This is a genomic window from Chryseobacterium joostei (genome assembly GCF_003815775.1).
Taxonomy (GTDB): domain Bacteria; phylum Bacteroidota; class Bacteroidia; order Flavobacteriales; family Weeksellaceae; genus Chryseobacterium; species Chryseobacterium joostei.
This window is the reverse complement of sequence record NZ_CP033926.1, coordinates 4,580,648-4,599,468: the sequence shown is the minus strand read 5'-3', so window position 1 is coordinate 4,599,468 and position 18,821 is coordinate 4,580,648. Positions and strand designations below refer to the sequence as shown.

Annotated in this window: 19 protein-coding genes; 15 read left to right on the top strand and 4 right to left on the bottom strand. The window is 33.9% G+C overall.

Features of this window, described 5'->3' with window-relative positions; translation table 11 throughout:
* The first annotated feature begins 58 nt into the window (after positions 1 to 58).
* The 12 genes from EG359_RS21040 to EG359_RS20985 all read left to right on the top strand — a co-directional run bounded on the left by EG359_RS21040 (position 59) and on the right by EG359_RS20985 (position 11,472).
* Positions 59 to 1,084 carry a LysM peptidoglycan-binding domain-containing protein gene (locus tag EG359_RS21040; RefSeq protein ID WP_076353708.1) on the top strand — a complete coding sequence of 342 codons (1,026 nt, stop codon included), beginning with the start codon at positions 59 to 61 and terminating at the stop codon, positions 1,082 to 1,084.
* Position 1,085: 1 nt separating this feature from the next.
* Entirely contained in the window at positions 1,086 to 1,934 is an 849-nt protein-coding gene (locus EG359_RS21035; protein WP_076353706.1) for a DUF4280 and LysM peptidoglycan-binding domain-containing protein, read from the top strand.
* 3 nt (positions 1,935 to 1,937) lie between these two features.
* On the top strand, positions 1,938 to 4,505 hold the full coding sequence (locus EG359_RS21030) for a M23 family metallopeptidase (protein ID WP_076353704.1): 2,568 nt from the start codon (positions 1,938 to 1,940) through the stop codon (positions 4,503 to 4,505).
* The gene (locus EG359_RS21025; RefSeq protein WP_076353702.1) at positions 4,492 to 5,493 is read left to right on the top strand and encodes a hypothetical protein; all 1,002 of its coding nucleotides are present in this window, start codon (positions 4,492 to 4,494) and stop codon (positions 5,491 to 5,493) included. The genes EG359_RS21030 and EG359_RS21025 overlap by 14 nt, the downstream gene beginning before the upstream one ends.
* A gap of 24 nt (positions 5,494 to 5,517) precedes the next feature.
* Positions 5,518 to 6,654: an SH3 domain-containing protein gene (locus tag EG359_RS21020; RefSeq protein ID WP_076353700.1), complete on the top strand. Its 1,137-nt coding sequence runs from the start codon at positions 5,518 to 5,520 to the stop codon at positions 6,652 to 6,654.
* Positions 6,655 to 6,666: 12 nt separating this feature from the next.
* On the top strand, positions 6,667 to 7,224 hold the full coding sequence (locus tag EG359_RS21015) for a hypothetical protein (RefSeq protein ID WP_123867479.1): 558 nt from the start codon (positions 6,667 to 6,669) through the stop codon (positions 7,222 to 7,224).
* Between the two features lie 25 nt (positions 7,225 to 7,249).
* Positions 7,250 to 7,675, top strand: coding sequence for a hypothetical protein (locus EG359_RS21010; protein WP_076353696.1), 426 nt, complete (start codon positions 7,250 to 7,252; stop codon positions 7,673 to 7,675).
* Between the two features lie 24 nt (positions 7,676 to 7,699).
* Positions 7,700 to 8,347 (top strand): hypothetical protein, encoded by a 648-nt coding sequence (locus EG359_RS21005; protein ID WP_076353695.1) that lies wholly within the window; start codon positions 7,700 to 7,702, stop codon positions 8,345 to 8,347.
* A 28-nt stretch (positions 8,348 to 8,375) separates the two neighbouring features.
* Positions 8,376 to 9,173: an SH3 domain-containing protein gene (locus EG359_RS21000; RefSeq protein WP_076353694.1), complete on the top strand. Its 798-nt coding sequence runs from the start codon at positions 8,376 to 8,378 to the stop codon at positions 9,171 to 9,173.
* 194 nt (positions 9,174 to 9,367) lie between these two features.
* Positions 9,368 to 9,835, top strand: a complete 468-nt coding sequence (locus EG359_RS20995; RefSeq protein WP_123867477.1) for a hypothetical protein — start codon at positions 9,368 to 9,370, stop codon at positions 9,833 to 9,835.
* A 47-nt stretch (positions 9,836 to 9,882) separates the two neighbouring features.
* On the top strand, positions 9,883 to 10,362 hold the full coding sequence (locus tag EG359_RS20990) for a hypothetical protein (RefSeq protein ID WP_076353692.1): 480 nt from the start codon (positions 9,883 to 9,885) through the stop codon (positions 10,360 to 10,362).
* 267 nt (positions 10,363 to 10,629) lie between these two features.
* A complete protein-coding gene (locus EG359_RS20985; RefSeq protein WP_076353691.1) occupies positions 10,630 to 11,472 on the top strand; it encodes a prephenate dehydrogenase in 843 nt (280 codons plus the stop codon).
* Positions 11,473 to 11,565: 93 nt separating this feature from the next.
* Here the strand turns inward: EG359_RS20985 and EG359_RS20980 are convergent, their stop codons facing one another.
* Complete coding sequence (locus tag EG359_RS20980; RefSeq protein WP_076353690.1) at positions 11,566 to 12,234, bottom strand: hypothetical protein; 669 nt, start codon at positions 12,232 to 12,234, stop codon at positions 11,566 to 11,568.
* A 172-nt stretch (positions 12,235 to 12,406) separates the two neighbouring features.
* Between EG359_RS20980 and EG359_RS20975 the strand changes: the two genes are divergently transcribed.
* Genes EG359_RS20975 through EG359_RS20965 form a run of 3 tightly spaced genes read left to right on the top strand, consistent with a single transcriptional unit; the run spans position 12,407 to position 14,914 of the window.
* Positions 12,407 to 12,679 (top strand): DUF2089 family protein, encoded by a 273-nt coding sequence (locus EG359_RS20975; RefSeq protein WP_076353689.1) that lies wholly within the window; start codon positions 12,407 to 12,409, stop codon positions 12,677 to 12,679.
* A 10-nt stretch (positions 12,680 to 12,689) separates the two neighbouring features.
* Positions 12,690 to 13,271, top strand: coding sequence for a YIP1 family protein (locus tag EG359_RS20970; protein WP_076353688.1), 582 nt, complete (start codon positions 12,690 to 12,692; stop codon positions 13,269 to 13,271).
* Positions 13,272 to 13,276: 5 nt separating this feature from the next.
* Positions 13,277 to 14,914, top strand: coding sequence for a serine hydrolase domain-containing protein (locus EG359_RS20965; protein ID WP_084180393.1), 1,638 nt, complete (start codon positions 13,277 to 13,279; stop codon positions 14,912 to 14,914).
* Positions 14,915 to 15,045: 131 nt separating this feature from the next.
* On the opposite strand, the gene EG359_RS20960 is transcribed toward EG359_RS20965, so the two are convergent.
* The 3 genes from EG359_RS20960 to EG359_RS20950 all read right to left on the bottom strand — a co-directional run bounded on the left by EG359_RS20960 (position 15,046) and on the right by EG359_RS20950 (position 18,656).
* Entirely contained in the window at positions 15,046 to 16,464 is a 1,419-nt protein-coding gene (locus EG359_RS20960; RefSeq protein WP_076354361.1) for an L-serine ammonia-lyase, read from the bottom strand.
* 98 nt (positions 16,465 to 16,562) lie between these two features.
* On the bottom strand, positions 16,563 to 17,906 hold the full coding sequence (locus tag EG359_RS20955; protein WP_076353687.1) for an ammonium transporter: 1,344 nt from the start codon (positions 17,904 to 17,906) through the stop codon (positions 16,563 to 16,565).
* A 102-nt stretch (positions 17,907 to 18,008) separates the two neighbouring features.
* Positions 18,009 to 18,656: a hypothetical protein gene (locus tag EG359_RS20950; RefSeq protein ID WP_076353686.1), complete on the bottom strand. Its 648-nt coding sequence runs from the start codon at positions 18,654 to 18,656 to the stop codon at positions 18,009 to 18,011.
* Between the last annotated feature and the right edge of the window lie 165 nt (positions 18,657 to 18,821).

The following is an 18,821-nucleotide window of genomic DNA, read 5'->3' as shown; positions in this document are numbered from 1 at the left end:
CTTAAAAATTAATTTCCAGTAGAGTTTTTTAATAGCTTTATCCTATAATTCACTTTCGATGGAAATTGATTTTTTAGAATATAAGGTTCGCAACGGAGATACACTGAAATCTATAGCTTCACGGTTGGGCATGACCGGAGAAGAGCTAAAGCTGTTCCATAATGCCCATTGTGAAAAGATGCATACCATTTGGTTTGAAAACCTGAATGAGGTTAGAAGTATTCTTGTTCCCTTAGATTTTAAAACAGAAAAACAAAAGGAAGAGGAAAGAAAAAACATCTTACCACTTTCCCAATTATCAGAAGACTTTTTTGCAAAGACTTATACTATTTCGGAAACCATCGAAGGTCCATTTGAGGCACCTGTAACAATAGATTACACCATAGAACTCAACATTCATAAAGACAAAGACAAAAACCTTTACATTTTGGCATACAGTCAAAAGGATTTCAAATCAAACGGAAATCCACCGGATGATAAAATGGGAGGTCTTTCCATAGCTTGCATGAAAAGCATTATGCCTATTGAATTTACTCTAAGTGACTTTGGTAAAATCAACGGTTTTGTTGATCACAAAAAAATCATTAAAGCTTTTGCAGACGAGCGTAAAGAGATTGAAGACTTCTATATTGGGGAAGTTTCCCAGAAGTATCTGGACCTATTTGAAAGGAATATTGCAGATGAAAAGTTTTTTCTACAGCAACTCCAAAGTACCCTACTCTTTCAAACACTATTTCCCAAAATGGACTGGTTTCACAAGAAAGCAAGCTGGAAGGAATCATTTTACTTTTTGCAAAACTCCTTTCCGGTACAATGCCATATGGAAATTGAGCAAAAAGATAAAGATCATGATCTTGTCTTAACGGTTCTAAAAGGCCAAGTTATAGAATTATGTAGTTCGCAGGAGATCATGAGAGGAATCAGACTTCAAGAATCTCCCACAGCAATTGCCTCAGGAAATATTATAGTAGAATACACCACTCATACAAAAAATAAAAATCTGCTTCAGGTAAAAAGCTCAATATCTTTAAGCCATGAAGAAGAATTGATTCACCATCACAAAATCACAATAACACAAGGATAATATGAAAAATTATGTCATACAAAAGGGCGATACATTCAGTTCGCTGGCCCGGCAGTTTAAGCTGAAAAATGAGGGCACGTTAAAGACCTTTCACAATCTTCACTGTTCAGAGGAAGATGTTATGCAGGAGCCTGTTCCGGGAAAGAAAATCCTTATTCCGGAAGACCCTCAATTAATGACTGAAGAAACAGAGTCTCAAAATATGGACAGTCCTTCTGATCAGGAAGAGAGAAATTCTTCAGACAGTACAATTCAGAATGAAGAATCTACCGAACAGGGTCAGAATGATGATAAAGCATCTGATAAAACCAAGGATAAAGAAGAAAATAAAGATAAACAGGAAAGCAGCGGCAGTTCCGGCCCTCATGATGGAAAGTATTTTATTGTACAAAAAGGAACTGTGCAATGTAACCAGGGATTCAAATTCCCAAAATTTAAGGTGACCAGCCAGAAAAAGCATTATTGGAATAATGCTGAGGGCCAAGCTGATTATCTTGCTGTAACAGAAGAAGACCTACAATTTGATCCGCCTGCACAACCTTTTGGTCAATGCAAACTTAAGCCAACCTCGGGAGGTTATCTTCCATGTGCTTATGCTGCCGCAGGAAAATGGCAGAAATCTTACGAAAAGGTAAAGATTGCGGGTAAAAGCTGCCTTACAGAAATTTCTGAACTCATGTGCACCACAGGAGGGAAAATCACCATCCTTAAACACGGACAGCAAAGCGAAGTGGGTAAAAATCAAGCAGCAAACGCAAATACCCAGGAACAGCAGGTTTATAATCCGGTTGTAGATTTTGGTGAATTTAAGGAAGACATAAAAGAATCGAACGAACTTTATTACAGCTAAATTATGGTAGGAATTATAATTGGCAATCAAAATCCTTTGCTGGGAACAACTTACAACTATGAAATAAAGCCATTTGGTCTTTCGTTTGGTCCAAAAAGCAAATATGAATGGTATCTGTACAAGAAGCAAAAGAATGGTACCTGGAAAGATATTACCGGAAGTCCTAAAACCGGAGAAAAAGTAACCTACAGATTTGGAGAACCTGGTTTAGGAATAGAATTCGAAATGAAAGTCTATGAAACCAAACAGGGCATATTACCAGGAATGCCCTCCAGCAAGCAATTGGCAGGCAGTATAAAATTGATCCCTACCAGTAACAAGGTTCCTAAGATAGATAAGGTTGTCCTTTTCAACAGAGGAGCAAGAGATGTAAACAAAGCGAGTTATCGCGATACTCTTATTGCGCAGGCTCATTGTATTGGTATGTTCAATAAGGACATTGAATTTCATCTTTGGGAAGATGATGCCCCTGGAAAAGGACATAATTCTACGATCAATAAAAATAACCGCCACACCAGAACCTATACAGCAAGAGTGAATGAAAAAGGGATTGCAGAAATAGGCATTCCGCTGATGTCTGATGAAAGAGTATTAAGGCAAATGGCCAATAAGCTCCTCATGAAAGGTGACCAAAATGAAGGGGCTAATCATGAGTATTATGTTACGGCAAGCTACTCTGGGAAAATTATGGGAGCCAGCCAAACCAACGTAGATGTAGCTAATCCTGATCACAAAACAGGACAACAACCAACTCAACCCAAATCTCAACCTCAAACAAACACTCCAAAATTTCCTACAGGCCAAGGAGGAGGTCCAAGACAACCCGATCCTAAGGGCAACATTATAGAAGCTGTATTTGTAGATAGCTCAGGAAAAGAACTTTCTAAAGTAGCTGTTGGAAATAAAGTACATGTAAGGATTCATTCTAAAAACATGGTGGGTAAATATATTCAGTATGTAATCTGGGAGTATGACATGGGATCCAATGATGAAGTATATAGAAGTGGTAATATTAAAATTCCTGCCGATCTCTGTGATACCACGGGCTTTGTCATTACAAAAGATATTTTCAAAAAAGGAGTTGACTCTCTTATCCCCAATGACCCGGATGAAAAAACACAAAACTATTTTATTGAGATTATTTCCAAGGATCTTGCAGCAGAATCTAAGAAGTTTGGGGTAAATTCGGAAGGGTTGCTGACTGTGGAAAATCCACTGAGTCCGTCTGGGGTGCAGAATACACCGAAACCAGGAGCCCCAAAAACAACTTGTATTTGTCAAGAACAATATAAAGATCTTATATGGGGAGGTGCGGTAAGTTGTGAATTTAGAAAAAAAGTGATAGAAATAAGCAAGAGAGCATCTATTGATCCAAACAATCTTATGGCAGCAATGGCTCATGAAACAGGTGGAACATTTGATCCAACATGTGGAACATTTAAAAAGAAGAAAAATGAAACAACCGAAGGGTATGTTGGTTTACTACAAATAGGAAAAGATGCAGCTACTGATTTGAAAATCACAAGAACAGAATTGTTAGCTATGGATCAGATAAAACAATTAGACTACATTGAAAAATACTTATACTTACCATTAGTTAAAGGAAAGTTAAATACATTAACAGATTTCTATTTAGCAGTATTATTTCCTGTAGATTGTGGAAAGGGAAATCAGCCTAATCATATTGTTTTTGATGATAGTTTACCAATTTCTTATAAAAATGGAAAGGTTATTAAAAATCTTAACTATTGGAGAAATGCTGGTTATGCCGCAAACCCTACCTTTCATAAAGAAGCGAAAGAAAAAGGAAAAACATACGTTTGGGAAATTGCAGAAAATATAAAAAAATGGTATGATAAAGGTAAACAAAACAAGGTACAAAAGTTCTCATGTCAAAATGCACAAGAAACAAAACCTGAACCGATAACAACAAATAAATGGCATGATCCAGTTGATAACCCAATCTGTACTCTATATATGCAAAGTGGGGGTGGTGGAAAAGGAACTAGTGGTGAACATTGGGGATTATTTGGAAAAACACGAAATGGAAGCAACCATCAAGGATTAGATTTATTTGCCGTACCAGGAAGTAGTGTATATGCATGTGTAAAAGGAATTGTACATAAAGTTAAATGGCATTCTGGCTATGGTAATACTATGACAATAAAAATAACTGATAAAGAATCGTTTTTTAATCATAGGAGAGATTATTCTCTACTGTACCCCTCTAATGGGGAAATTAGTCAAAGTAATAATTTTGATAAAACAAAAGATATATTCTTATTTTATGCTCATTTAGAACAAGTCTTGGTTGAAGAGGGTGTTGAAGTAGGCGCGGGAAAAGTTATCGCAAAAAGTGGAGTTTCCGGTGTTGAAAAAGGAACTTGTGCTCCTCATTTACATTTTGAAATATTTACAACCATTTATGCAGTAGGTATGGGATTAAATTATAGATGTAATCCAGGGTTCTATATTCACTTTAAAGCACCTAATGAACAATCACAAAATGAATTAAATTTACAAAAAGAAACCGCTAAAACAAGAATTAAAAATTTATATGGTAAAAAATAGCATTATTCTAAAAGTATCCACAATATTTCTTTTAATTTTCTTTACATTATCAAGTTGTAAAGAAAGCCATACTACAAAGAAAGAATTGTCCACAAACTTTAAAAAAGAAAATATAATATTTTCTGAAATTTCTTTCAATAAAAAAAGTGACTATCAAAGTACAAACTTAAAAAATTTAGTTTTAACATTTAAAAATATTAGTTATACATTAAAATTTGTTGAAGACAGAACATATCTACAGTATAAACTAGATAATAAAATAGTTACTGATTGGCAACAAATATCTTATAATTTCAATTATGATAGTTCTTATGAAGATGCAGAAAAAAACATTAGAATTCTATATAATTCAGGCATAAATAAAGGCTTTTTACTTTTACCAGGATATACAGAAGAGTACCCTGTTTTTAATGTTTATTCCTTTGATAAAAATAGAATTACATATTTGGAAAATATTAGTACTGATGATCCTAATTGTTTAGGTTTTTCAAAAGAAAAAATCGAGGCTATTGGGCTGGGGAATGATACTTCTTTTAGAACAGTTAATAATCAAAAAGAAAGAAGATGTCTTCTGAAAAAAGAAAAAAAGGATGATCTTAATACACAAATTTTTGAAACTGATATACAAAAAATTAAAGAGAGTACTTCTTCAATAAAAAAACTTATCTCAATTCCATCAGGAGAATATTTTGCTACCAACGAGCAATTGGATGATTATGGAATTTCATTGAAAATTGAAAAGGATTCTATCATTTATACAGAATCTGGAAACATGGGCAAACTATATAATCAATACCTGCTTAAAGTAGACAAAACTGTTGATGGGAAAACATTTCTAAAATATTCACAACTGATGAATGGTTATACAGGAGATGCAGACAAGCTACTTTATTTCGGTAATATAAAATATAACCAAGGTCAGTTATTATTTGAGAGTGAGTATATGGAAAAGAAATATGGCATAAAAAATATAATTCTAAAAAAATAATTTTTTTATTACTAATACAACCAAATGATGAAAACCCTTTCTTTAGTTTTCACTTTCCTTTTACTTTCTTGCAATGGACAAGAAAGTAAAATTCAGTTGCAGAATAACAAAGAAATGAACTCATTAAAAATAGCCCCCTACAATATTACAGATGAAGGAGATGGAACAAAATCAAACTATGATGATCTATCTCTTGAGTTTATCAATAAAGCAAAAAAAATACTCGAGCAAAGAAAGTTCCAATTTCTGGATGAAAATACTTTCAATCAAAAAATTTTGGATGTATTTTCTTTCAATGTAAAAGAATATAAAAATTCTATAATTGCATTACGTCCAGCAATGTTTCCAGAAGTAGCTATCAGAGATAATAAATTTATTTTCATCCAAGATGCTGGTGCTAACGAACCGGAGTTTATAAATCCGGACTTGTTATATCATTTTAATTCTTATGTATTTTATAATACACCCGTATCCTATGTATGGTTACAAACAAACAATTCAAATCTTTTATACGATTTAGTTGTTTATTATGGATACAATAAGGACAAAAAGCTCGTAGAGTCAATATTTAAAAAATTTGATTTTAATAGCCTTTCTGATATGGAAGAACTTATTTTTATGAATTCCGGCTCCCATAAGGTATTAAAAAGACAAATATTTGATGACATAGAAACAATCATTTATAAAGGCAAGGCCGAAGATTTTTCTTATGCAAAAGAAGGAAATGGTTATCTAAGAATTGGTGAAATTATAAATAAAGTATCATCATCTCCAAAAGAATATTCTGATCCTGAAAAAACAATATCCTATTTATTTGAACGCGAATTAAGAGTAGGAATACAAGGTGACGCTGAAAGTTATATAAATAAAAATCCTAAGTATAAATCAGATCTGGAAAAGAATAATTTTTATGAATTACCTACTTTAAAAGATTATGTAAAATATATCTATCAAAAAGAAAATAATTCCATTTTTATCATTCAAGATTCTGACGGATATACTAATTTAAGAAAGGACAAGAACTCTTCTTCTCAAATACTACAAAAAATAAACACTGGTGAACAAATTGATGTTTTAGATCAAAGCGGAGATTGGTGGTTGGTAGTTTCTAAAGAAGGAAAAAAGGGTTATGTCCATAAAAGCAGGATAAAATCTGAATAAATACAATGCCAAATGATGAAAACCCTTTTAATCCCATTAATATTTATTATAATTTCATGTTCAAATGGACGAAAAAAAGAAGAAATATTAAGTAAAAATTCCAATTTACCCACATCTAATAAGATTAAAACTGATACAACCACCACAAAGAAAAAAGCCATTAGAGAATGGACTTTTAACAATCAAAAAATCTATCTATTTCCCTCTGAAAAAACAGATGATTTCTATAATTATGGATATATTAAAATTAAAAATCATGAATCTGGAAAGTTTATAAGAATAGCTAAAGAAGATTCTCCCTATAGTGGCTTTGAGAAAATAGCAATTAAACATCCTTATTTTACTATTGAACAGGCTTATAGAGAAGGAGATTTCACCAATTATGAATACATTACATTTAAGCAAGAGGGACAATCAATTTATTTGCATAAATATGCTGTAAATTATACAAGCACTCAAGATCTTGAAGAAAATATTCCTGAGCTTAGTCTTGACAGAAAAACGATTGGAAATATTGAAATTCAAAATATTACATCAGATCTCCTCTATTCATTAAGAAGTAAAGATTAACATTCAACACAAAACAATAGCACAAATGAAAAAATTTCTAACCTTAATATTATTCATTCTAATTTCATGTTCAAATGGACAGAAATTAGAAGACATTAAAAATGTTGAATACAAAATCAAGGAATCAACAAAAGATAAAGATTCTTGGAAAGGGAAATATTATTTTGAAGCTACCAACAGAGATTCTGCAAAAACAATTTTTGATATTACAATATCCTCATTAGAAGACATTACATTAACCGTTATTGAAGAAGGAGTCAAAAATAAATATTCCCATTTAAAAGCTGAAGAAGTTGACAATGAAAAAATTAAAATAACTTATGATAACTCCTCAGATGATATGGGAGTTATTTATATTAAGAAATCAGACAACGATTACTTTATTTCAGGAAATCCTATATATTTTATTAATCCAGGAAATAACGAAATGCCTATACAAAAAGTTAGATAATAGCAATCTCAAATAACAACACAAATGAAAACCCTTTTAATCCCATTAATCTTAATTCTATTTTCATGTTCAGGCAAACAGAAAGAATCTTCTAGCTCTCCTCCTGACATATGGGATTCGAAATCAAAAGATGAAAGCAAAAATTCTCAATCAACGAAATCTGAAGAAACAAAATCCTCCAAAACTAAAAAAAACAATCCCTATTCTATTATCACTGAAAAAGAAGCTGACATTAACCAAGATGGGAAACCTGATAATATAATAGTTTATAGTACTGAATGGAATAAAGAAATTAAGCCAACTGATTTTAAGATTTTCAGAGTCGTTGTTAAATTAAGTAATGACAAAAATAAATTTACAACATTCACGAATTCCAACATTATTCAACCTTATTATCCTGACAATGTAGCATCTGGGTTCTCAGACGTAAAAATTAAAGATAATTACTTTACCATTGAACAGGTTAATGCAGGTGGTGGTATTATAGAAAATAGTTATACAACTTTTAAATATGATAAAATTAAAAAAGGAATTTATTTACATAAATATTCTACCCTAACTTCTGAAATGTCTTCCGGAGATGAACAAGAATATAAAACAGAACTAACGACAAAAGATTTCGGATTCATTTCATTCGAAAATTTTAACGATAGAACAATTCATTCTAAATAGCAATTTTTTAGAATTAAAATTGAATTTCATGAAAAATATTTGTCTATTCATTTTTTTAACATATAGTTTTATTTGTCCTGCTCAGGATAAAAATAAGGGCACTGTAAAGTATAAACAATCATCAAGTGAAGCTCATCAAAGAAGCTCTTTTGAAACTTATATCAATAACGAAGATTATTTCATAAAAACTTTCGATGTCAATAAAGATGGAATATCAGATAAGATGGTAAGCAACAAACCTTATTTGGGTGAAAACCTATTTGTTTTTTTCGGAAATAAACATGGGAAATATACATTAGCCCTAGAAACAAGAAACTTTTCTGAAGATGGTGGCAATATTATCGAAGACGTCATTCCCCTACCAGACAAAAAGGGTTTTACTATAAAAACCTTCTTTCCTGACCGTGGATATTATGAAAAGGAATATCATATTATCTTACAAAATAACACATGGATTCTTCAAAATATCATCTATAAAACAATGTCAGATATTTCACAGGATGCCGTAAAATACATTTGTGATGTTCCTCAAAATATTGATATACAAAAAACAGGATGGACTGATAAAATAGTACCTATTCCTGAAGAAAATGTAAGGGATAAAAAATGCAGCATAGAAAAGAAGAGCAATACAGAATATTATATTCAGGATTCTGATGGTTTTACCAATTTAAGACAAGATAAAAACTCCTCGTCCAAAATTCTGCAAAAGATAAAAAGTGGAGAACAGATTGAAGTGTTAGACCAAAATGGTGACTGGTGGTCAATCATTTCCAAAGAAGGAAATAAAGGATACATCCATAAAAGCAGGATAAAATCTAGATAAAAATAGCTTTCCTGTCCCGTCCAACCTATTGAAGTTTGAATTTTTTATAATATCTTTCAGGAACAAAAAACATAAAAACGACCATCGATTCAGGAAACATGACGGAAAAACGATATTTATTTCTTTCAATAACTTTCTTATGTATGTATGCAGCATGCTTGCTTTCCTGCAATAAAGCTCAGGACAACAAAGTCATGAAACCCAAAGAAGCAATCTTCGCCCGTGACAGTACTGCTGTTGAAAGCTATCTTCAACAATCGTATAACCTCCGCGTTAAAGATTCCATCAATGGCGGAGACTGGGAATATTCAAACATGTACATTTCTCAACAGATTCAGTTCCATATAAGTTTAGAAAAAAAGAAAGATAATGATAGCATCAAGGGATCATATTTATTCAAAGCTTACGGAAAAATAAAAGAAGAGGGGGTCATTACAGGCATCATAAAAGAAAAAAAAATGGTGATTGAGTTTTACCCTACATCATATCCGGCTGAAGATAAAGGAAAAGCTGAACTTTTAGATTGGAATGAAAAAAACTACTATTACATGAACTGGAATCTGATAAAATCCCCCAAAAAGTCTTCCGTTCCTGAAAAATGTAAGCTCACTAAATTCAGGCCTAGTACTGGTAAAAAAAGAGGTAGAATATATATCAGGTAAATTAACACTCATTATTTAAATATAGAAATAATTTTAACCCACTATTAATGAAAAAAATAAGCTTCATCGCTATTGCCCTGTTAATGATAACAGGATGTAAAAACGATACAAAACAGGCAACCCATGAAACCGAAACTCCTAAAAAAGACAGCCCTGTTGTAAAAGCTCCCATCGTAGAAAATACAGCTCCGGAAAGTAAAGAAATTCCTACCCTGAAAGAATGTACAGAAAAAACATTGGAATACGGAAGTGAAGAGGAATGCATCTTCCCGAAAAGTACAATGGAAGAGGTTTATCAAAAAACCATCAAGGAGAAAGAAGTGGAAAAATCAGAGCTTCTTCTAGCAGAATTACCCAAGCAAAATATTGAAAAAGAAATTAATCAGGATGGTTTGGACATAATCAGCTACAAGGTATCCTCTAATAAAATTGAAATTGAATTTTCATTTGCCGGCGGTGTTACTACCCTAGAATTGGAGCAGAAAGGTGAAAATGTAAAAAGAACAATCATTCACAGCGCTGATTAGATGCATTCAACTCTATAAAAAATATTATATCAAAAGCAGTATCGTTCACAACAAGGACTGGCAGTACAATAGCCCAATTCTTGTCAGGAAGAAATCATAAAAAGTGATCAACTTTAAAAAATATTTTATAACTTCGCATTGTGAATTTCAACAACGGAACATATTATTATAGAATTTTTACCTCAGATCTGGGATAGGGATTCTTATGAACATAACTTAAAACCTCGTCCTAGGACGAGGTTTTTTTATTTTAAAAAAATTTAAAAGATGAAAATAAGTATTATAGGAGTAGGATTGATCGGTGGGTCAATGGCCTTAAAATTAAGAGAAAAAAACATAGCCAGCTTCATCTACGGAATTGATAACAACAAAGAGCATATCAGCGAAGCATTAAACTTGAAAATAATTGATGCCGAAGCAGATCTGGAAAAAGGAATTAAAGATTCTGACCTTATTATTCTTGCCATTCCGGTAGATTCTGCGAGAAAATTATTGCCAAGTATTCTGGATCTTATATCTGATCATCAGACTGTGATGGATGCCGGTTCTACCAAGGCTGGGATCGTTGGTGCCGTTAAAAACCACCCGAAACGTTCCAGATATGTAGCCTTTCACCCGATGTGGGGTACTGAAAACAGTGGTCCAAAATCTGCTATTGCTGAAAGTTTCTCAGGAAAAGCCGGAGTGATCTGCAACAAGGAAGAATCTGCTGAAGATGCACTGAATGTAGTGGAAACAGTAGTTAATGCCCTTGATATGCACATGATTTACATGAATGCAGAAGATCATGATATCCATACCGCTTATATTTCCCATATTTCTCACATTACCTCCTATGCACTAGCCAATACTGTACTGGAAAAGGAACGTGAGGAAGAAACCATCTTTCAGCTTGCCAGTTCAGGTTTCTCAAGTACCGTACGTCTTGCAAAATCTCATCCTGAAATGTGGGTTCCCATCTTTAAACAAAACAAGGAAAACGTACTGGATGTTTTGAATGAGCATATCACTCAGCTCAGAAAATTCAAGGCTGCTCTGGAAAAAGAAAACTACGAATACCTTGAAGAGCTTATTACTAATGCGAATAGAATTAGAGGAATATTAAGATAGAAATAATATATTTTCAAAAACAAAAGCCACAGAAGTTTTTTTTAAGAGTAAACTTCTGTGGCTTTTATGCTTAGATAACAGTATTGAATAAGCTTAAAATTTCATCATCAATCCTACTCCATTTCTATCATTAAGCACATAATAATCCGGATTAAACTTTCTCACGCCTGCAGTCCTGTAATGATCCATAGCATCTTTCATCTGTGAATGTCCCATCAACTTGAGTACCACCCCGGCTCCAGCACCTATAAGACCAATGATAAGAGGGACGGAAGAACCTTTTGCTTCTCCATTTTTCACTCCATTACTGTCAGCCTTAGAAAGATTCGAAAGTCCTCCAATAACAAAAGAAGCTGCACCTCCTATAACCAAAACGGTCCCAATATTATTTATCGTTCGTCCTTTCATGTATAGTGGATCTTTCTGTTGAAGCAAATAATCTTTGATGTCTCTTTTAGAGGTCAGTTTAGGTATTTCCGTACTCTTAGTTGTTTGTCCAGAATTTTCTTCTGGTATAAGCCCAACTCCACTTTTCCCATCTTCCTGAATTCCCTTTACAGAATTATCATAAAGAAATTCTTCAGCTCCATTCTGAATATTAGTGTAAGTAACTTTTCCTTTACTGTAAATTAGATTCTTGTAGGATATTTTCTGATTATCCTGGGTAATAATGATTCCTTTTGTTGAAGATTCAGGAATGCTGATCTGTGAGTACAATGCCAATGAAGCCACAGCAAATAGCACTGTTAGAACTTTTCTCATGTTATTTAGTTTCTGGCAAAAATATTCGTTTTTATAGAAAAAACAAATATTCTTTCATTTTTTCTAGGAACAAAGCAGTATTCAATTCGTTTAAAGAAAATAAATTTTAATAAAATTAAAAAATATTTTAACTTTATTAAAAAAAGTATTACTTTCGTAAAAAATATAATCCATGAAGTTACCCATAGTCTGCCCAAGTTGTGACCATACCTTAAACGTAAGCCAGATGAAATGCCCAAGCTGCAAAACAGAAGTAAGCGGTGATTATGAACTGCCGGTTCTCCTGAAGCTGAATCGTGAGGAGCAGGACTTTGTTCTTAATTTTTTTCTATCCAGTGGAAGCATCAAGGAAATGGCCAAACAGGCCGGCCTCTCCTACCCGACCATGAGAAATAAAATGGATGACCTGATCACCAAGGTCGAACAATTGAAAACTAACCTGTAAACTCACTCATATGAACTGGAAATCCATCTTTAACCCGTTTGAAAAGTTTGATGAGAGATTACTCCTCCTTATCGGAATTCTTACTGTAATTATTTCTATTGGAATAGGATATTGGACAGATTCTAGCTTTACTAGTATATACAGAATCAACTATTTAGAAAACTCCTCACTCAAAACGATAGCGTTATCTACTTTATTAAGCTTCTCATTCGCCATTATTGTTCTTTTTATCTTAGGAAAATACCTCAACAAAAAGACAAGATTCATTGATATCGTAAATACCGTTTTAATATCCCAGCTCTTTTTGATCATCTTACAGGTATCTAAAAAGATACCCTATATCCGGACAGCAGGTAAAAACATTGCCCAATATCAGTCGAATACTTCCGGTGCGTTTCCCTTTCTGGATTTTCTGATCTCAATTTCCACCACTATTATTGCCCTTATCATACTCCTATATAGTTTTACCCTTTATTACAACGGATTCAAAACGGCAACCAATATTAAAAAATGGCAGCATATTGTACTTTTTTGTGCCGTATCATTAATCAGTACCTTGATCTGCCAGATTACGATAACTAAAATTATTTAAATACTATGAAAATCAAATTATTACTAGTGCTGGTATTCCTGGCACACCTTTGTCACGCCCAAATTGAAGGAATCTGGAACGGAGAAGTAGACACTCAATCCATGAAACTTCCGGTTGTCCTTAAAATTTCAAAAGAGTCAAAAGGCTATACTTCTTCAATCATCAGTCCAAAACAAAGCCCTAAAGAAATTCCTGTAGATAAAATTGACTTCAACAATAATGAACTCACTTTTGAAATAGAGAAGATTAATGCTACCTACAAAGGAAGCTATAAAACAGACCATTTTGAAGGAAACCTTTTACAGCATGGAAAAACCATGGCTTTAAACCTTTACAGGGATAAAAAACCTGAAAATTCTGACGTTTCTTACCTTAATGGAAAGCCTATCAATACACAAAAGATTGACGACTTTTTAAATTATATGGTTCAAAACAACCAAGTGATTGGAAGTGTTTCCATCTTCAGAAACGGATCACAAGTCTATCAAAAAGATTTTGGACAACAGCTTTTATCTGATGTTACCTATGATAAAAATACAGCTTATCAGATAGGTTCCATTAGCAAGCTTATCACAGCCGTAATGCTTCTTCAGCTTGTAGAGAAAGGGAAATTAAAACTAAGCGATCCACTTTCAAAATTTTATCCTGAAATTCCTAATGCTAAAATCATTACCATTCAAACTATGCTCAACCATACCAGCGGATTGGGAGATTATGTAGGAAAATCTATTGAAAATAATTGGCTTTTTGGAAAACAGGTAGGTGATCAGGCAATTATTAAAGTTATTAAAAAAGATGGTGTGACCTTTAAACCCGGAGAAAAAATGAGCTATTCCAATTCAGCTTACTTTCTTTTGAGTAGAATTCTGGAAAAAATATACAATAAACCTTATAATGAGATTTTAAAGGAAAACATTCTTGAAAAAGTCAAAATGCCCCACACTTTTTCTGTTCTTGACAATCCAAAGAATATTTTTAAGTCTTATGAACTTAAAGATAAAAACTGGATTGAAGTTAAAGATTTCGATTTTCATAACTGTATTGGATTAGGAGATATCACCTCCACTCCTGAAGACCTGAACATCTTTATCAATGCTTTATTCAATGGTCAGTTTATACAAAAAGAAACCCTTGACATGATGATTTCCAACAAAAACGAGAAACTTTTCGGCTTAGGAATCATGAAAATGCCGTTTTACAACATTACTTTATATGGACATGGAGGAGATACGGCAGGAAGCCATTCTACAGTAGCTTTCGAGCCGAATGATCAATTATCTTATGCCGTTACCATCAATGGTCAGGAATTTCCACATAACAGTTTCTATGTTGCTCTTTTGAATTTAATCTATGACAGGGATTATCAATATCCTGTATTGGATAGTCCTAAACTTCCGGCAGCTGATCTGGAAAAATATGTCGGAGATTATACTTCAAAGGATATCGATTTGGGATTAAAGGTAACTGCTAAAAATGGAACATTGTATGCTCAAGGCACCAACCAGCCTGAATTCCCTCTGACTTCGGTAGCAAAGGATCAGTTTACCTTTGACAAAGCAGGTTTAAAACTATTGTTTATTCCTGAAAGTAATCAGCTTAAACTTACACAGGGTGGAAAAACTTACCTATTCAGGAAAAAGTAAATAAAATACATTCTAATTCTCCTCCTTTGGAGGGGTGGCAAATCAAAGATTTGACGGGGTGGTTTTAAAGCACAATAAAAAATCCTTAGACGTATAATCTAAGGATTTTTGTATTTTAAAATAATATTTTATTAACATTCAGGGACATTTACTGCAATAGCCAATCCTCCCTCAGAGGTTTCCTTGAAACGGTCACTCATAGACAAAGCGGTTTCCCACATTGTTTGGATAACTTCATCCAGTGTTACTTTTGCCTTGGTAGGGTCACTTTCCAATGCGATATTAGCAGCGGTAATGGCTTTCATTGCTCCCATTGTATTTCTTTCAATACATGGAATCTGCACAAGTCCCTTGATTGGGTCGCAGGTTAATCCAAGGTGATGTTCCATGGCAATTTCGGCGGCCATTAATACCTGTCCAACGCTTCCACCCAAAATTTCGGTAAGTCCGGCTGCGGCCATTGCTGATGAAACTCCGATTTCTGCCTGGCAACCTCCCATTGCTGCAGAGATTGTAGCATTTTTCTTAAATAAAGTTCCGATTTCTCCCGCTACCAGTAGAAAACGAACAATATCTTCATCACTTATAGATTCTGTAAAAGCTTGTGAATACATTAAAACTGCCGGAATTACACCACTTGCACCATTGGTAGGAGCCGTAATGATTCTTCCGAAGCTTGCATTTTCTTCATTTACTGCCAATGCAAAACAGGCAATCCATTTATTGATATTGGTAAAGTTTTCTTCGGCATCAACAACCTGCTGAAACCATTCATCTTTATTTTTATAGATTTTGTCGCCTAATAACTTTCTGTTGATTCCCACCGCTCTTCTGGAAACATTTAAACCGCCTGGAAGGATTCCTTCCTTATTAACTCCTTTATAAATACATTCTTTGATTTGCTGCCAAATATAAAGTGCTTCTTCTCTTGTTTCTTCCTGAGTTCTCCAGCTTTCTTCATTAATTAAAATTAAATCTGAAATTTTATCAAAGCCTAATTTCTGGCAATATTTTGCGATATCAGAAGCCTTATGACAAGGATATAGTGTACGTACACATTGTTTTTCTATAGAGTTTTTTTCCTGACTTGCAATAAATCCTCCCCCTACAGAATAAAAATCCTGAACAAGTTCAGTTCCATCTTCAAAAATGGCCTTAAAGATCATTCCATTAGGGTGAAAATCAAGGGATTTTTTCATATTTAAAATCAAGTGATGTCCATAGATAAATGGAATTTCTTTTTCACCACCCAGATTAATAGTCTGTGTATCTTTTATGTATGCTATTTTCTCATCAATTTTTGAAGTATTGATGGTTTTGAAATCTTCTCCATTTAAACCGAGCATTCCCGCAATATCGGTTCCGTGCCCAATTCCCGTTTTTGCGAGTGAGCCAAAAAACTCAAGAAAAACTTCTTTAACTTCAGCTATTGATCTTTCTCTTTTTATAATTCTGATGAACGCAGATGCTGCATTCCATGGTCCCATCGTGTGCGAACTGGACGGCCCTATTCCTACTTTAATAATCTCAAAAACCGATATTGATTCCATAAATGATTCTTCATTTTCCTCAAAGCAAAGATACATGATAAATCTTAATAAAAATCAGGTTTCAGCAGGGATTAATGATAATTTAAGAATGAAAAAAGTCATTGGAGACTCTCTTCATGCTGAGAAAGATCAAGACCTCTATTTTCAGATTCTTCGGAAACCCTTAATGTAATAATAGAATCTGTAATTTTATATAAAAGCAGGGATCCAAAAAAGGTAAAAATAGAAACCAGAACCAGAGCAGTCATATGATGAAGAAAGACCTCAACACCACCATGAAGCAGGCTTGCATTTTCGCCGTGGGCAAAAATAGCAGTCAGGATCATTCCCATAATTCCCCCCACTCCATGACAGGCAAAAACATCCAGAGTATCATCAATCTTCTTTAAAGCTTTCCAGTTGACCATGACATTAGAAACAATGGCCGAAATAAAGCCTATAAAAAGACTCTCCTGAATACTGACAAATCCACATCCGGGCGTAATGGCCACCAATCCTACAACGGCACCAATACAGGCACCTAATGCGGAAACACTTCTTCTGTTGATTCTATCAAAAAATATCCAGGTTATCATTGCTGAAGCAGAGGCTATCGTAGTTGTTCCAAAGGCTGTGGCTGCAGATGCAGAAGCACTTAATGCTGATCCGGCATTAAACCCGAACCAACCAAACCACAGCATCCCTGTACCCAAAAGCACGTAAGGAATATTAGACGGTTCATGATGGGGAATTTTTCTGTTTCCTACCACCAAAGCTCCCGCAAGAGCAGCAAAACCGGCACTCATATGGACTACGGTTCCTCCTGCAAAGTCTTTCACTCCAAAATATTTGTTCAAAAGACCATCAGGATGCCACACCATATGGCAAAGCGGTGTATAAATGAAAAGAGAGAAAAGGACTATAAATAAAAGATAGGAAATAAAGCGAACTCTTTCCGCAAAAGAACCTGTAATAATTGCAGGAGTAATCACCGCAAACTTCATCTGAAACAGAGCAAAAAGTATGAAAGGAATAGTAGAAGCCATCATTTTGTGAGGGAAAACTCCTACTCCGCTAAAGAATGGATAGCTCAATGGATTTCCAATGATCCCGTAATGCTTTCCATTGATATTGGGACCTAAAGATTCTCCAAAAGATAACGAAAATCCTACCACCACCCATAAAATAGAGATAACTCCCAAGGCAATAAAACTCTGCAGCATGGTGGAAATTACATTTTTCTTACCCACCATTCCTCCATAGAAAAAGGAAAGCCCCGGAGTCATCAGCAAAACAAGACCTGCCGCAGCAAGAATCCAGGCTACGTCTGCACCCACAATCTTATCTTCACTTAGGAACTCGCCAGAACTGGTAATATCTGAAGATGGACTCCAGAATAAACCACCGACTGCCACAAGGGCAATAATGGAGAACGAAACGATCCATTTTAATCCTATTTTCATAAAATTTCATATTTAACCCTATCAAATTTAAACATAAAACCTTATAAAAATACATTTTTAACAAATCAACCCCATAAAAAACTATTCAGAAAATAATATTCCCTATTTCCCCTGAAATATTTCATTAAGTATTTTGGATACTTCCTTGGATTTGGTGGCAGGAAATAAATGGGTTCCGCCCTTAATTACATAGTCTGGTTTTGAGTAACGAATCGGAAAAACAATATCTTTATCTCCCAATATTTGGATCACCTTTGGATTCTCCTCAAATTTCCACTCGGAAACTTTCTCCACAGACCATTTTAAATAATAAGGATCTCTAACTTTGAAATATTGTAGAATTTTTGGATTTTTAGGATCAAAAAGTTTTCTTACCAAGGCGTATACACTGGCTGCTTTGGTATTAAATAATCCTACAGGAAGCATTCTGGGAATCTTCGTTACTTCACCGGTCTTGATAAATTTGGATTTTTCTTTATCTGATTTGATACTTCCCAAGATAACTACTTTCTCAGCAGGCTTCAGCTGATTGATTTCCTGCACCATAATCCCTCCAAAAGAATATCCCAACAGGCAAAATGGTTCTGAAGTATCAACTTTCTCTGCCATCCTTTCTACATAAGTATGAAAAGCTTCATCTTTTTCAGGAATGAGCCAATCTATAAAAACCAATTCATAGTTCTTGGGAAACTCTATTCTTTCAAGCACCTTAAAGTCTGCTCCAAGACCACTTACAATATAAATTTTCATTGTACTAAAGTATAAAAAATACGCTAAAAAGGGAACGGTTTAATTCTAAAGAATCTGATTAATCTGAAAGAATATTTTTAGCACTTATTTACTTTGGAAAGAAAGCAAATAAAAATTTTATAAGATAATCCAAGCATTGGCTCACAGCTATTCAAAAAAAAGAGC

Excerpts from the sequence above, each read along its gene's own strand:
- EG359_RS21040 (WP_076353708.1), top strand. The coding sequence starts at position 59 with ATGGAAATTGATTTTTTAGAATATAAGGTTCGCAACGGAGATACACTG.
- EG359_RS21035 (WP_076353706.1), top strand. The coding sequence starts at position 1,086 with ATGAAAAATTATGTCATACAAAAGGGCGATACATTCAGTTCGCTGGCC.
- EG359_RS21030 (WP_076353704.1), top strand. The coding sequence starts at position 1,938 with ATGGTAGGAATTATAATTGGCAATCAAAATCCTTTGCTGGGAACAACT.
- EG359_RS21025 (WP_076353702.1), top strand. The coding sequence starts at position 4,492 with ATGGTAAAAAATAGCATTATTCTAAAAGTATCCACAATATTTCTTTTA.
- EG359_RS21020 (WP_076353700.1), top strand. The coding sequence starts at position 5,518 with ATGATGAAAACCCTTTCTTTAGTTTTCACTTTCCTTTTACTTTCTTGC.
- EG359_RS21015 (WP_123867479.1), top strand. The coding sequence starts at position 6,667 with ATGATGAAAACCCTTTTAATCCCATTAATATTTATTATAATTTCATGT.
- EG359_RS21010 (WP_076353696.1), top strand. The coding sequence starts at position 7,250 with ATGAAAAAATTTCTAACCTTAATATTATTCATTCTAATTTCATGTTCA.
- EG359_RS21005 (WP_076353695.1), top strand. The coding sequence starts at position 7,700 with ATGAAAACCCTTTTAATCCCATTAATCTTAATTCTATTTTCATGTTCA.
- EG359_RS21000 (WP_076353694.1), top strand. The coding sequence starts at position 8,376 with ATGAAAAATATTTGTCTATTCATTTTTTTAACATATAGTTTTATTTGT.
- EG359_RS20995 (WP_123867477.1), top strand. The coding sequence starts at position 9,368 with ATGAAACCCAAAGAAGCAATCTTCGCCCGTGACAGTACTGCTGTTGAA.
- EG359_RS20990 (WP_076353692.1), top strand. The coding sequence starts at position 9,883 with ATGAAAAAAATAAGCTTCATCGCTATTGCCCTGTTAATGATAACAGGA.
- EG359_RS20985 (WP_076353691.1), top strand. The coding sequence starts at position 10,630 with ATGAAAATAAGTATTATAGGAGTAGGATTGATCGGTGGGTCAATGGCC.
- EG359_RS20980 (WP_076353690.1), bottom strand. The coding sequence starts at position 12,234 with ATGAGAAAAGTTCTAACAGTGCTATTTGCTGTGGCTTCATTGGCATTG.
- EG359_RS20975 (WP_076353689.1), top strand. The coding sequence starts at position 12,407 with ATGAAGTTACCCATAGTCTGCCCAAGTTGTGACCATACCTTAAACGTA.
- EG359_RS20970 (WP_076353688.1), top strand. The coding sequence starts at position 12,690 with ATGAACTGGAAATCCATCTTTAACCCGTTTGAAAAGTTTGATGAGAGA.
- EG359_RS20965 (WP_084180393.1), top strand. The coding sequence starts at position 13,277 with ATGAAAATCAAATTATTACTAGTGCTGGTATTCCTGGCACACCTTTGT.
- EG359_RS20960 (WP_076354361.1), bottom strand. The coding sequence starts at position 16,464 with ATGGAATCAATATCGGTTTTTGAGATTATTAAAGTAGGAATAGGGCCG.
- EG359_RS20955 (WP_076353687.1), bottom strand. The coding sequence starts at position 17,906 with ATGAAAATAGGATTAAAATGGATCGTTTCGTTCTCCATTATTGCCCTT.
- EG359_RS20950 (WP_076353686.1), bottom strand. The coding sequence starts at position 18,656 with ATGAAAATTTATATTGTAAGTGGTCTTGGAGCAGACTTTAAGGTGCTT.